At 53.4% G+C, this 13,791-nt stretch carries 15 protein-coding genes and 2 pseudogenes; 16 read left to right on the top strand and 1 reads right to left on the bottom strand.

The window, feature by feature from the left end; all coding sequences use genetic code 11:
• From NE623_RS13040 to NE623_RS13015, 6 genes and pseudogenes are all read left to right on the top strand, one after another.
• Window positions 1-324: pseudogene (locus NE623_RS13040) on the top strand (hypothetical protein); the annotation flags it as partial.
• Entirely contained in the window at window positions 321-905 is a 585-nt protein-coding gene (locus NE623_RS13035) for a hypothetical protein (protein ID WP_256273115.1), read from the top strand. The pseudogene NE623_RS13040 and the gene NE623_RS13035, both read left to right, overlap by 4 nt.
• Before the next feature lie 66 nt (window positions 906-971).
• Window positions 972-1,721 (top strand): DNA-methyltransferase, encoded by a 750-nt coding sequence (locus tag NE623_RS13030; RefSeq protein WP_442490242.1) that lies wholly within the window; start codon window positions 972-974, stop codon window positions 1,719-1,721.
• 76 nt (window positions 1,722-1,797) lie between these two features.
• Complete coding sequence (locus tag NE623_RS13025; protein WP_078785318.1) at window positions 1,798-2,136, top strand: hypothetical protein; 339 nt, start codon at window positions 1,798-1,800, stop codon at window positions 2,134-2,136.
• A gap of 83 nt (window positions 2,137-2,219) precedes the next feature.
• Window positions 2,220-2,528, top strand: a complete 309-nt coding sequence (locus NE623_RS13020; protein WP_256273113.1) for a MobC family plasmid mobilization relaxosome protein — start codon at window positions 2,220-2,222, stop codon at window positions 2,526-2,528.
• A gap of 15 nt (window positions 2,529-2,543) precedes the next feature.
• Window positions 2,544-3,857 (top strand): relaxase/mobilization nuclease domain-containing protein, encoded by a 1,314-nt coding sequence (locus NE623_RS13015; protein WP_256273112.1) that lies wholly within the window; start codon window positions 2,544-2,546, stop codon window positions 3,855-3,857.
• On the opposite strand, the gene NE623_RS13010 is transcribed toward NE623_RS13015, so the two are convergent.
• Window positions 3,854-5,059 carry an ATP-binding protein gene (locus NE623_RS13010; RefSeq protein ID WP_256273111.1) on the bottom strand — a complete coding sequence of 402 codons (1,206 nt, stop codon included), beginning with the start codon at window positions 5,057-5,059 and terminating at the stop codon, window positions 3,854-3,856. The two genes, NE623_RS13015 and NE623_RS13010, sit on opposite strands and share 4 nt — an antisense overlap.
• A 103-nt stretch (window positions 5,060-5,162) precedes the next feature.
• Here NE623_RS13010 and NE623_RS13005 point away from each other — a divergent pair, with 103 nt between their 5' ends.
• From NE623_RS13005 to NE623_RS12960, 10 genes and pseudogenes are all read left to right on the top strand, one after another.
• The gene (locus NE623_RS13005; RefSeq protein WP_256273110.1) at window positions 5,163-5,414 is read left to right on the top strand and encodes a DUF4314 domain-containing protein; all 252 of its coding nucleotides are present in this window, start codon (window positions 5,163-5,165) and stop codon (window positions 5,412-5,414) included.
• Window positions 5,411-6,100, top strand: a complete 690-nt coding sequence (locus NE623_RS13000) for a PcfB family protein (protein ID WP_256273109.1) — start codon at window positions 5,411-5,413, stop codon at window positions 6,098-6,100. Before NE623_RS13005 ends, NE623_RS13000 begins: the two co-directional genes overlap by 4 nt.
• An 83-nt stretch (window positions 6,101-6,183) precedes the next feature.
• Window positions 6,184-6,489, top strand: coding sequence for a hypothetical protein (locus tag NE623_RS12995; RefSeq protein WP_256273108.1), 306 nt, complete (start codon window positions 6,184-6,186; stop codon window positions 6,487-6,489).
• Window positions 6,490-6,521: 32 nt separating this feature from the next.
• Window positions 6,522-7,310 carry a DUF4240 domain-containing protein gene (locus NE623_RS12990; protein WP_256273107.1) on the top strand — a complete coding sequence of 263 codons (789 nt, stop codon included), beginning with the start codon at window positions 6,522-6,524 and terminating at the stop codon, window positions 7,308-7,310.
• Between the two features lie 39 nt (window positions 7,311-7,349).
• Window positions 7,350-9,107 (top strand): VirD4-like conjugal transfer protein, CD1115 family, encoded by a 1,758-nt coding sequence (locus tag NE623_RS12985; protein ID WP_256273106.1) that lies wholly within the window; start codon window positions 7,350-7,352, stop codon window positions 9,105-9,107.
• A complete protein-coding gene (locus NE623_RS12980) occupies window positions 9,104-9,424 on the top strand; it encodes a formate hydrogenlyase (protein WP_078785305.1) in 321 nt (106 codons plus the stop codon). Before NE623_RS12985 ends, NE623_RS12980 begins: the two co-directional genes overlap by 4 nt.
• A 33-nt stretch (window positions 9,425-9,457) precedes the next feature.
• Window positions 9,458-10,294 (top strand): hypothetical protein, encoded by an 837-nt coding sequence (locus NE623_RS12975; RefSeq protein ID WP_256273105.1) that lies wholly within the window; start codon window positions 9,458-9,460, stop codon window positions 10,292-10,294.
• 16 nt (window positions 10,295-10,310) lie between these two features.
• Window positions 10,311-10,709, top strand: a pseudogene (locus tag NE623_RS12970) (PrgI family protein).
• Window positions 10,706-13,042, top strand: coding sequence for a VirB4-like conjugal transfer ATPase, CD1110 family (locus tag NE623_RS12965; protein WP_370866755.1), 2,337 nt, complete (start codon window positions 10,706-10,708; stop codon window positions 13,040-13,042). The pseudogene NE623_RS12970 and the gene NE623_RS12965 overlap by 4 nt, the downstream one beginning before the upstream one ends.
• A gap of 388 nt (window positions 13,043-13,430) precedes the next feature.
• Complete coding sequence (locus tag NE623_RS12960) at window positions 13,431-13,721, top strand: helix-turn-helix domain-containing protein (protein ID WP_256273116.1); 291 nt, start codon at window positions 13,431-13,433, stop codon at window positions 13,719-13,721.
• The last annotated feature ends 70 nt before the right edge of the window (window positions 13,722-13,791 follow it).

Raw genomic sequence — 13,791 nt, 5'->3', positions numbered from 1 at the left:
AAGCTGTATGTCCATTTCTGGCAGGATCACGATTTTGAACTGAAACGCGATGTGCTGGATGTGACCGAGTTCAAAAAACTGCTGAACCGCCCGAAGAAGCCCAAGATGCAGCTGCTTGGGCAGGACGGCAACATTTTCGCCATCATGGGTCGAGCCTCGCGCCTGCTGAAAAATGCCAGGCAGAGCGACAAGGCCAAGGAAATGTGCGACAGGGTCACGGCAAGTCAAAGCTACTCCGAAGCACTCAACATCGTTTCCGAGTATGTGGAAACTGAACTGTCGCCCAGCCCTACGCCCAAGCGTGACCGGGGTGATGCCAGATGAAGAAATACGAGATCACCGACATTGCCCATCCCGACAATCCCAACCTGCACCGCATCCGCGCGGTGACGGACTTAACCGAGGATGTCCTTGCCGGGATGCTCGGCGGCTATGTGGAAAGCCGCGATAATCTCGACCAAGCTGGTCGCGCGTGGATTTCAGCGGATGCCATCGCCTGTGAAAATGCAGTTGTCTGCGGGGATGCAGTCCTTACAGATCACGCCGTTGCAAAGGGCTGCGCTTATGTCGGAAAGAACGCCACCGTAATGGGGGATGCCACTGTGCAGGATGATGCCATCGTCTGCGGCGGACTGCTCACGGGAAAAAGCTGTGTCTGCGGTTATGCCGTGATTCGGCAGGATGAGCAAACCTTGTGCGCACCGATCATTGACGGCAGCACCCGCATCTATGGCGAAATCTCTGGCAATGTAGTCTGCCGCGGCAATGCCGTTGTCCTGCCCGGTACCAAGCTCGACAACAGGACGCAGGACTGCTTTGTACTCGAAGATGACCGTGTTTCTGTGCAGACAGCCAGCCGGACCCCGCCCCCGAAAGAACCCCGTACCCATGATTTTGAACGATAAAACGAAAGGAAGATGCCTTTGAAGAACACTCCCGAAACGCTCAACATTCTCAACCCTGATTTCCGGATGCCCGAACACTGCGGCGGTGACCGCTGGTCGATCCTGCATGGGGATTCTTTGCAGATCCTCCGCCAGTTTGTGCCGAACAGCTTCGATGCCATCATCACCGACCCGCCCTATGCCAGCGGCGGCAGCAGCCAGACCACCAAGAACCGCAGCACCAACGAAAAGTACAGCAGCATGAGCAAGGAAAAGGCGCTACCCGACTTTGACTCTGACCAGATGGATCAGCTGAGTTGGATGTTCTGGACGGCGGCATGGCTGCAGGATGCCCGCCGCATTGCCAAGCCCGGCGCGCCTGTTTGTCTGTTCATCGATTGGCGGCAGCTGCCCGCCATGACGCTGGCCCTGCAGTGGGCTGGCTGGACCTGGCGTGGCGTGGCGGTGTGGGATAAAGTCGCCAGTCGCCCGCAGAAAGGACGCTTCCGCCAGCAGTCCGAGTACATTGTGTGGGGGTCCAACGGCAAAATGCCGCTTGAGAGAAATGTTGGGTGTCTGCCGGGCGTGTTCCGTTACCCGAACCCGCAGAACCGCATCCATGTGACCGAGAAGCCCTTGCAGCTTATGCGGGATGTGGTGCAGATCTGCGAACCGGGCGGGCGCATCCTTGACCCCTTTGCCGGGGCAGGCACCACCGTGCTGGCCGCTGTGCAGGAAGGCTATGAGGCTGTCGGTATTGAAATGTCAGATGCCTACTTTTGCCGCAGCACCGAACGGCTGAAAACCGCCCTTGAATCCGAAGTGAATCAAAACTGATTCACTATTTTGCAAGAGATACCGAAAAGTGAATCAAATCTGATTCACTCCCGAAATTCAGAAAGGAAACACGAAAATGAAACGACCTTGGGCTTTTATCTGCGCCAGCGAGGGCGCGACATCCAAACACCTGCGCAACTATTGCCGCGAGGTGTATCTGCTGGGCTACCTGCCGGTATGCCCCAAATTGCAGGACAGCCAGTATTTGGTGCTGGAAGATGCCGTGGAACGCAGCGAATACACCGCCATTGTGAGGGATAAGCTGCTGCGCTGCCCGATGCTGGTGGTCTGCAGTCGCAATCAGGATGCAACCACCAACGCGCAGATCGGTTTGGCACAGAAATACAACCGCATCGTGACGACCTTGGACGGTTTGAAGAAAGCCGTTTCGGAGGGCGACGACCTTGTGTCATGACCCATTTTGCGGGGTGTCGTGTTTTGCAAGCATAGCGTTTGGATATCCAAACGCACTTTTGGGGTGATCCCCAAACCCCCTCAATGCGCAGACGCGGTCATGTGATTCCGTTGCGGCTGAACGAGCGCGAGTACCGCCATCTTTGTGAACAGGTCAAAACAAGTGGATTATCCCGCGAGGAATACTTGCGCTCCCTTATCTTAGGCAAGGAAATCCATCCGCGCCCCTGCACACACCATGCGGAACTTGTGCGGCAAATTTCCGGTTTGTGCAACAACGCAAACCAGCTTGCGCACCGCGCCAACAGCACGGGCGTGGCGGGGCAGCAAAGCGTGGACGAGATGACGCGCATCGCCAAGGAAGTCTGGCGCGAGATAAAAGAAAACTACTAGGAGGCTCTATGAAATATGGCTTACACATCCGTGATCCCTGTCCGCCGTCTGGATCGGGCGGTGAAATATGTGATGAACAAAGAAAAGACCATGGCTGTATCCTTGCAGGACGCCCTCGATTATGCCGCCAACCGCGATAAAACAGAGCAATCCTGCTTTGAAAGCTCGTATGCCTGCACGCTGGAAACCGCCTTTGCCGATATGCGCCAAACCAAGGAGCGCTGGCATAAGCTGGGCGGTGTGCAGGGATACCACCTTGTACAGAGCTTTGCCGCCGGCGAAGTGACGCCGGAACTTGCGCACCAAATCGCAAAGGAACTGGCAGACCGTGTGCTGGGCGGGCGGTACGAATATGTCATCGGCACCCACCTGAACACCGGGCATATCCATTCCCATATTGTCTGGAACTCGGTCAGCTGCGTGGATGGCAAAAAGTATCGCAGCAACTATAAAAACTATGTGACAGAGATTCGCGCGGTGTCAGATGAACTTTGCAGAAAATACAAGCTGTCGGTCATCGACACCGAAAGCTCAAATCATGTGGCAAAGCCTTATGCGGAGTGGATGGCAGAAAAGAATGGTCAGCCCACATGGCGCACCGCCATCCGACAGGATGTGGACGATGCCATTCAGCAGAGCCTTACATGGCGGCAGTTTCTTAGCGCACTGGAACGCAAAGGGTATGAAGTCCGCATGGGGCACAAGTATCCAGTTCTGCGCCCACCCGGAAAAGAGCGCTTTGTTCGCTTCAAAACGCTGGGCAAGCGGTACACACCCGAAGCCATCCAAACGCGCATCCTTTATCCACAATTTAACCACTGTTTCGCGGAAAACTCGCCGCGCGTCCAATATGGCCGTCTGCGCAGCGGCAAGCCCCGCTGCAAGCTGACCGGGCTGCGGGCGCTGTACTACCGATACCTGTATGAGTTGGGCGCACTCCCACGCAAGCCGCGTCGCCCCAGCTATGCCGTGCGGCAGGATGCCTATAAGCTGGATCAGAGAATCCGGCAGATGGAATTCTTATCCAAGCACAACATTGACACGTTGGCACAGCTGGAAACTTACCGACAAGCCAAGCTGGGTGAAATTATCCGGCTCACTGCAGAAAGAAAATCGCTGTATAAAACAAACCCAGACAGCCCACTCATCCAGCAAGTCAACACCGCCCTAAAACAGCTTCGCCAAGAGGAACGGCTCTGCCGCAAAATCGCAGAGCACTCCCTAGAGGTGCAGCAACACCTCACCGAAGCCCGCCGTGACCGCGCCGAACAGCAAAAACAAGAACAGGAACGCGCGCGTGACCGCCGCCCTGATATTACAACACGTTAATCTGTAAGACCTAGCAGCCAATCCCGTGCATTGATGCGGCGAATGCCGTCATACTGTTCCTCCGGGTCATCGTCCATCGTAAGAATATATTTAGGATAGTGGTCGCGGATGGACAGTAAGGGTCGCAGCTCCCGCTGCAGGGTATCCGCATCACGAACGGAAAGTGCCACTTGGTAATAGAAGGTACTGTTGCCGTTCATTGCCACAAAATCGACCTCAAAAGAATCGACCTTTCCGACATACACATCATAGCCGCGCCGCAGCAGTTCCAGATAAATCACATTTTCCAGAATATGACCTGCGTCTGTATTGCGTTTGCCAAGCAGCATAAATCGCATACCGATATCTACGACATAGTATTTTCCCAAAGTTTTCAGATACTGCTTACCCTTGACATTATACCGCTGTGCGGGATAGATAATGTAGCTTTCGGTCAGCGCATCAAGATAGCGTTCGACGGTCTTTACATCAACTTTTCGTCCTTCGGATGTCAGGGTGTCTGCGATTTTCTTGGAGGAAAGCGGACTGCCGATGTTGTCAAAAACATAGCGCAGCACGCTTTTCAACATCAACGGATCGAGGATCTTTCTTCGTGTCAAAATATCTTTTACGACGATCGTGTTGAAAATGCCATCCAAGTAATCCCGAATCTTGTTCGGATGCCCCTTAAGTTCCAGCGCATAGGGAAAGGAGCTGTTTTCCAGATATTCGGTATATTTTATTCCGCGATCTTCCATACTGCCGGTACTCTGCATATATTCCTTAAAAGAAAGCGGCAGCATTTCGATTTGCACATAGCGCCCGGAAATAAGGGTGGCTATTTCACTGGACAGCATATAGGCATTGGAACCTGTGACGTATATATCTACATTTTTCTTGATATACAAGCTGTCGATCACTTTAGGAAAATCCGTGACGTGCTGTATCTCATCCAGAAAAATGTAAGTCATCTTTTCGGGAACAAGACGGTCTTTCAGGTAAGCGTACAGTTTTCTATAGTCGGTAAGTTCCTCAAAATCCATATCCTCAAAATTGATGGCAATAATTTGGTCTTGTTCGACGCCATTCTGCAGCAGCCAATCTTGGTACATTTCCATCAAAACAGACTTTCCGCAGCGGCGGATACCTGTTACGACCTTGATGAGTTGCTTGTCCTTAAACGCAATCAGTTTATTCAGGTATTCAGTTCTGGTAATTCGCATAATAAACCCTCCGCAGCTTTTAATGATAGTATACGCCAAAAAGTGTAAAATGTCACGCACTTTTTGGAACCGAATCCAAATAATTCGAGAAGGAAGGATGTATATGAATTATTCAAACAAAGACTACATCGAACACCTTCGCCGCAAGTACCCGCCCGGCACGCGGCTGCAACTCAGTTGCATGGAAGATGATTTCCCCGTGCCGCCTGGTTCTATGGGCACGGTGGAATGTATCGACGATGCCGGGCAAATCCATGTGGATTGGGACTGCGGGCGCAGCCTTGCGCTTATTCCCGGCGTGGATTCGTTCAGCCGCTTGTCCTCACCCAAAGAAAAGGCCGGTGATGCCAGATGAATTACGGCTCTGAACCCGCAGACCAGGTCGTCCGCTACTCGCTGGAGGGTGCAGAGTTTGCCCTGCGCATCTCCGGCACCGCTGCGAAAAACTTCTTTATTTTCGCACAGGCAGTGCTGCACGACAGTAAAAAGACCCACGGCAAAACGCACCTAATCCGTTTGCTGAAAGAGCAGAAGCCGCTGAAATTTTTCACGGTGGACAAGTATGATATGCGCGCCTTTGCCCGTGCGGCAAAATCCCACGGCTTGCTGTTCTGTCCCATCCGCGACAAGATGGATCCCGACCACATTGAAATCGCCATTTTGCAGGACGATGCGTCCAAGGCCAACCGCATCATTGAGAAATTGCAGTTGGATGTCGTGGACACCGGCACGGCAGAACTGGTCGATGCTGTGCAGCAGAATTTGGAAAATGCAGCCCCCAACCACAAGGACACACCCACCGTGGATTTTCCTCTGGGCTCGGAGAACGCCAGTCCGTCCGAGCCTTTCTCCGACAGCAGCAGATTTTTTGCAAACTCGCCGTCGCCGCGCGCCGATCAGCTTCGAGCCAAGGGTGAGCGCCCCAGCGTCCGCATGGAGCTGCGGGATATTACCGCCTACCTGCGAAACCGGGCAGAGGCACCCAAAGACCGTATGCCCAAGCTGCCGGTAAAAATCCGGCGCAAAGAAAAGGTGCTGTAAATGTTTTCTGTTTGTTTTCATGTGCGGACTAGCTTTTACAGCGCCTTTAGGATATGTTGTAGACAACAGGAGGTGCAAAAACAATGACAGAACGTAAAGTTAAACTTGACCATGCCAACAAGAGCATCTTGCTCCGGGCGCTGGGTGATGTCTACTACGGCCAGCGTGCCAACGGCGGCAGCACCGAGGTGACCGGACGGCTCATCCTGCGGGTGAACGATTTGCCTGCAGGCGGCAAACTGACGCTGACGGCGGCAGAGTATCATCTGGCAAAAGCGGCTCTCAACCAACTGCGCACCCAGCGCTTGGCAGAGGGCGGTTATACTGATGCGGTGGATGATGCCCTCGCGCGGCTGCTCCACGCCCACACGCCGCTACTGCTCTGGTGAAGAAGATGCAGAACTGGCAAGAGAACATTCCTATGACGAAAGATAAGTTTTGGGAGGTCATCAACAACGCCAGAGCCATAGCACCAGCGTTGGAAGGCGAACCGCTGCGGGAATCCCTGTACAAGCAGCTTTTGACGCTGTCCCCGGATGAATTAGTCGGCTTCGACTGCGCGTGGCAGGAATACCGCAGGATAGCAAACAGCCCGCAGTTGATTGCCGCGGCCTGTATCATCAACGGCGGTACATCGGATGACCGATTCGACTATTTCAAAAATTGGCTGATTCTGCAAGGACAGTATGCCTTTCGTCAGGCGCTGAAAGACCCCGATGCGCTTGCTGCGCTCAAGATTCCGTTCGACGACACCGAATGGGAAGATTGCGGGTATCTGACAAGCCTTGCCTTTGTGGGCAGAGCATTGCCAACCTACTTTACACAGGAAGGTATCGCCGAGGAACTGCGCCGCAAATACCCCACTCTGTTGCAACCCCCTGGAGCCTTGGATGCAGAAATCATGCGTGTGCTGCTTTATCCGAACCGTAAGCAGGAACAGGCATTTGACCGCTACCTGCTCGGCCTTGAAGTACAGCACTACATCGACATCAGCGGGCTGGACAGCTACGATAAGTTTTATCTGGAACACATTTCATGCAGGTGGGAGTGGGATTATCTGAGAGAAAGTATCCGCGAGGAAACGCCCCAACCGCGGCAAGGAAAGCTAAGCCCTGACATTGCCAGCACTCTGCCCAAACTTTGGAAGAAGCGGCTGGCGTGGGATGCGGAACAGAGAAAGCGCCCGCCCTATCGCGGCAAAGAAAGGTAACTCACCACGCCGGGAAGAAAGAACCCTTGGTGGGTCTGGATGCTGCCACTGCCACTTGTATGGTGGGCGGCGCTGGCGGTGGCTTGCCGCTGGAAGCCGGGCATGAAAATAACGGCTCTGCTGGATGCGCTGAACAGCGCACTGGCAGAGCCGTTTGCGTTGGCGTGGAGCAGAGACAGCCCGCGCTTTTTGCTGGTGTTTACGGTGATTTACGCGGTAGCGGTTATCGTGGCAGTTACCAATCAGAAGAACACCCGCCCCGGTGCGGAGCATGGCTCGGCGGCTTGGGGCGATGTGTTTCGGCTGAATAAGTTCTACATGGACAGGCACGGGTCGAATCTGCTGCTGACCCAGCATTTTCACATCGGGATAGATGGCTACAAACACAAGCACAACACCAACATTCTGATTGTCGGCGGCTCCGGCGCAGGCAAGACCAGAACCTACGGCGTACCCAATGTGCTGGAATGTGCCTGCTCTATGGTAATTACAGATCCCAAGGCTGAAATTTTGCGTAAGACCGGGAATTTGTTGAAGCAAAAGGGCTATGAAGTTATCGTTTTTGACCTCATAAATCCCGCTGCATCGTTCTGTTATAACCCATTTGTCTATGTGCATGATGACCGTGAAGTGCTGACCTTGATTGAAAATCTGATTCAAAACACCACGCCATCACATTCAAAAAGCAGCGACCCATTCTGGGAAAAATCCGAAACTGCCCTGCTCCAAGCCCTCATGCTATACCTGCTGCACGAAGCTCCGCCCGAAGAACAAAACTTCTCTATGGTGATGGAAATGATCGCCGCTGCTGAAGTCCACGAGGATGATGACAACTACCAATCCCCGCTGGACATCTTGTTCGAGCGCTTGGAAATGCGTGAACCCGATAGCATCGCTTGTAAGCAGTACCGCATTTTCAAACAAGCGGCAGGCAAAACGGCGAAATCGATTTTGGTAAGTGTGGGTGTGCGCCTTGCTGCATTCAACCTGCCGTCTATCGCCAAGCTGACAATGACGGACGAGCTGCATTTGCCGGAATTGGGCGAGCGCAAAATCGCGCTGTTCTGCTGTATCCCGGACTCGGACAAGTCGCTGAATTACTTGGTCGGCATGATCTACACCCAGCTTATCCAAACGCTGTATCGACAGGCCGACCGTGTACACAAAGGGCGCTTGCCTGTGCCGGTGCATTGCCTGATGGACGAGTACGCCAACATTTCCTTGCCGAAAGACACCTTTTTGTCGGCATTGGCAACGATGCGTTCCCGCGCCATTTTCTGCTCCATCATCGTGCAGAACATGGCACAGCTAAAGGCTATGTACAAGGATGATTCGGAATCGCTGGTCGGTCTGTGCGATGAGTTTCTCTACCTTGGAGGCACCGAAAAAGAAACCCACAAGTATGTTTCGGAACTGCTGGGGAAAGAAACCATCTCCACTACCAGCTATAACCAAAGCAAGGGGCGCAGCGGCAGCTACAGCATCAACCACCAGCAATCCGGGCGCGACCTTATGACCCCGGACGAAGTGCGGCTGCTGGACAACGGCAAGTGCATCTTGTTTATCCGAGGGGAGCGCCCCGTGGTGGATTTCAAGTATAACTTGCTCAAGCACCCGAATATCCGCTGCACCGAGGACGGCGGCGCAGCCCCCTACGACTACACCACCGCCGACAACGCGCTGGACGATCTGCCCGGCACACCCGAAAATTATGAACTGCTGGATATGGACGACTTTCTGCCTGCCGAAGCGGCAGAAATGAAGCCTACCATACAAAGGATTCGGAGGTCTACATGAAGCTGAATCATAACAAAAAATCCGTGAAAATTTCTCTCAATTTGTTTGCGCTGTACGCCGTCATGGTGTGCGGCATTGTTTTTGCCCTGCCCGCGTTCGCCGCAGATGACCCGCTGGTCGTGGTCGAGAACCTCTCCACGTTCATCTTTTCGCTGATCCGCGCGGTGGGTCTTATCCTGCTGGGGTGGGGCATCGTGCAGGTCGGCCTGTCCTTGCAGAGCCATGACCCCAGCCAGCGCAGCCAAGGTTTCCTGACGCTGGCGGGCGGTCTGGTTATCACGTTCGCCAAAGAAATCCTCGACCTCATCACCGCGTGAGGGCCGCACCAAGAGGAAAGGCGGTGATGCCCTGTGGGTGAGTCATGGATCGTCAGCAACTTAAACGCCGCGCTCTCCACATGGAACGATAAGCTGGCGGAAATCTGGTCGCTGCTGACCGAAAGTCCGCAGACATTCAAAGGCGGGCAGGTCTGGGGCGTTATGACAGGCATCCACGGCGCGTTGCAGGCAATCGGTTATGGGCTGCTGGTGCTGTTTTTTGCCGTAGGCGTTATGAAAACCTGCGGCAGCTTTGTCGAGGTCAAAAAGCCGGAACACGCGCTGAAATTGTTTATCCGCTTTGCGCTGGCAAAAGGCGCGGTGACCTACGGGCTGGAATTGATGCTGGCGGTGTTTTCTATCGTGCAGGGCATGGTGTCTACGATTATTACCCAATCGGGCAGTTCCGGTATGAGCAGTGTATCGCTGCCGCAGGAGTTGATCGACGCCATAAACAACGTGGGCTTTTGGGATAGCATCCCGCTGTGGGCGGTTACGCTAATCGGCGGGCTGCTGATTACAGTGCTGTCGTTCACGATGATTCTGACCGTCTACGGCAGAATGTTCAGCCTGTGGATGTATGCCGCCATTGCACCGATACCGCTGTCCACATTCGCGGGTGAGCCTACAAGCAGTGTGGGTAAAAACTTCATCCGCAGTTACGCAGGTGTATGTTTGCAGGGCGTGGTGATTGCCTTGTCCTGCATCATTTTCTCTGCCATTTCGTCCAGCCCGCCCGCTGTGGATACCGGCGCATCCGTTGTCACGGCGGTATGGACCTACGTTGGGGAGTTGGCTTTTAATCTACTGGTACTGGTGGGAGCCATCAAGGGCTGTGACCGCATCGTGAAAGAAATTATGGGATTATAAGGGGGGAGAAAAAATTATGGAAATCAAAATACCAAAAGAAGTCCGCGACTACCACGAAAATATCTTTTTCGGGCTGAATACGAGGCAGTTCATCTGCTCGGTGCTGGCGGTCGGCGTGGCGGTGGGCATTTACTTTGCCTTGCAACCGTATGTCGGCACCGAAGAAATCGGCTGGATGTGCATCTTGGGTGCCGCACCCTTTGCCGCCTGCGGCTTTTTTACCTACCACGGCATGACCGCCGACCAGGTGCTTTGAGCTTGGTTCAAGTCCGAAATCCTCTGCCCGAAACGCCTCGTGTTCAAGTCTGACAGTTACTATTACGAAGCCATGCAGCCCGTCATTCGCGCGGGCATAAAGCGAAAGAGAGGTTTGCCTATGAAGAAAAACACCCATGACAGCGAGGAAAATGCTTGATTAAAACCCTGTCGAAAGCGCAGAAGATGGAACGCGAAAAGTTCCGTATTCCGCGCAGTGTACAGGATGCCATTCCCATCCGCCGCATTTTTGCAGATGGCATTTTCCAAGTCGGCAACCAGTATTCCAAAACATGGTCGTTCACCGACATTAACTACGGCATCGCCAGCAAAGAGGACAAAACCAGTATGTTCCTTGATTACTCGGAACTGCTGAATGCTCTCGACTCCGGCGCATCTGCGAAAATCACGATTTATAACCGCCGCATCAACAAGGCTGAGTTCGAGCGCAGCGTCCTGCTGCCTGACAAGGATGACGGTTTGGACGAGTACCGCCACGAATTCAACCAGATGCTGACCGCACAGGTCACCGGCACCAGCAACAGCATTGTGCGGGAGCGCTATCTGACCGTGAGCGTGGTGAAACGCAATGCAGACGAGGCACGCAGCTACTTTGCCCGCGTGGGGACCGACCTTGTAACACACTTGGCGCAGCTTTCCTCGGTGGCAAACGAACTGACGCTGACCGAGCGCCTGCATATTTTCCGCGACTTTTTCAAGGCTGGGGAACAGGCTGCGGCGGAGTTCAACATCCATAAACACGCCAAGCGCGGTCAGAATTTCAAGGACTGGTTCTGCCCGGACAGCATGGAATTTGCCGTGGACCATTTCAGGTTGGATGCACGGTATGGCAGGGTGCTGTATTTGCAGGACTACGCCAGCTACATCAAGGACAGCTTTGTGTCGGAACTCTGCGACCTTGACCGTGACTTGATGTTATCCATCGATATCCTGCCTGTGCCGACAGACGAAGCTGCCCGCCAGCTGCAAAGCACGCTGTTAGGGATCGAGACGAACGTCACCAACTGGCAGCGCCGCCAGAACGCCAACAACAATTTTACCGCGACAGTTCCTTACGATATGGAACTCCAGCGCAAGGAAACCAAAGAAATGCTGGACGACCTGACCACCCGCGACCAACGAATGATGTTCGGGCTGGTGACGCTGGTGCATCTGGCTGACAGCAAAGAGCAGCTCGACAGCGACACCGAAACGCTCTACTCCACGGCGCGTAAGCACCTGTGCCAGCTTTCCACGCTGCGCTGGCAGCAGAAGGACGGGCTGGACACAGTGCTGCCTTACGGGCTGCGGAAAATCCAAGCCCTGCGCACCCTTACCACAGAAAGCACCGCTGTGTTGATTCCGTTCCGCGCACAGGAAATCATGCAGCCGAACGGTTTGTACTACGGGCAGAACGCCGTCAGCAAGAACATGATCGTGGCAGACCGCCGCTTGCTGCTCAACGGCAACAGCTTCCGTTTGGGCGTGTCCGGCTCCGGCAAGAGCATGAGCGCCAAGGAAGAAATCGTGCAGATCGCGCTTTCCACCGAGGATGACATTCTCATTCTCGACCCGGAAAGTGAGTTCGGCTATCTGACCGAAGCCCTCGGCGGCGAGGTCATCCGCATTTCGGCTACGTCCGATACCCACATCAACGCGCTGGACATGGATCGCGCCTACGGTGACGAGCGCAATCCCATCGTCAGCAAGTCGGAGTTTGTGCTGTCGCTGTTTGAACAGCTCATCGGGGACGGCATGGTGACTGCAAAAGAAAAATCCATCTTGGGCCGCTGCACGGAGCAGGTGTACCTGCCCTACATCCGCAACGGCTATAAAGGCACCCCTCCCACATTGCAGGACTTTTACCGTCTGCTCCAGATGCAGCCAGAACCCGAAGCGCAGGGGCTGGCGCTTTCGTCCGAGTTGTTCATTGCCGGCACGCTGAACACCTTTGCCCGGCACACCAATGTGGACACGCAGGCGCGGATTATTGCCTACGACATCCGCGAATTGGGCGAGCAACTTATGCCGCTGGGTATGTTGGTGACGCTGGATGCCATTTACAACCGCGTGATTCAGAACTGGAAAAATGGGCGCAGAACGTGGATTTTCTGCGATGAGTTTTACATTTTGTTCCGCTATGAGTACAGTGCAAACTTTTACTACAAACTGTGGAAACGCATCCGCAAGTACAACGGACTTGTGACCGGTCTGACGCAGAATGTGGACGAACTGCTGCGCTCCGACACCGCCCGCCTGATGCTGGCAAACTCGGAGTTTCTCGTGATGCTGAACCAGAGCGCTACCGACCGCGAGGAACTGGCGAAGCTGCTGAACATTTCCGATAACCAGCTGGGCTACGTCACCAATGTCCCTGCAGGCTGCGGGCTGATTCGCTGTGCCGGCAACATTGTTCCATTCACCAATTCCTTTCCGAAGGATACAAGGCTCTATAAACTGATGTCGACCAACCCGTCCGAGAAAATGGAGTAAATCTTTGCGTTATAAAAATAAAGGACCGCCGAAGCGATCCTCAGGGGTGCTACAAACTGGAAGTTATCGCTCTGACATATATTTCTGTATTTCTTCTGAAGTCAATTTTCTTACCTGCGTATTTGCATATTCTTTATATTCTTCGATAATAAAAACAGGCTTCATATCAAAGGGGTGACTATCTCATTTTTTGTTGTGGAATATTCCGAAAAGCAAATTGCGAATAAATGATATTCATGAGAATTAAAGAAAAGACCCAATCGAAATGATGCTTTATAGCGAATAACCAAAATAAAGCGCGATTTTTAAGGGATATTTTTCCTTCCTTACAGCATTTTGCGGATTTGAAGTTTGCGATAAGGCTACAGCAAGGGAGGGAGATCCCTGCATTGGAGCCAAGCGAGCGACGCAGAAAGATCATCGGGATTACTATGATTCCATCTATCAGGATGACGAGTTAAGCTCACGGGCCAAGGTGGTACTCATCTACCTCCGGGATCATGCAAGCAAACAGGATACCTGCCGGCCGGGAATTAACACCATCGCCGCTGGGGTGAGCCTGTCCCGCTCAACGGTGAAGCGGGCACTGGATGATTTGGTGAAGGCGGGGTTGGTGGAGAAGTCCAGCCGCTGGAGGGAAAATGGAAGTTTGACCTCAAATCTATATCAAGTCCTATAAATGCTAAAACCAAAAGTTGCGTTGTAAAATGGCAAGGTTGCGCGGTTACTATTTATTATAATTCAAAAAT

Origin of the sequence: Gemmiger formicilis, from assembly GCF_024462815.1 — a bacterium.
In the GTDB taxonomy this organism is placed as follows: Bacteria; Bacillota; Clostridia; order Oscillospirales; family Ruminococcaceae; genus Gemmiger.
The sequence above is the reverse complement of the archived record's forward strand: the minus strand, read 5'-3'. Positions and strand labels throughout refer to the sequence as shown.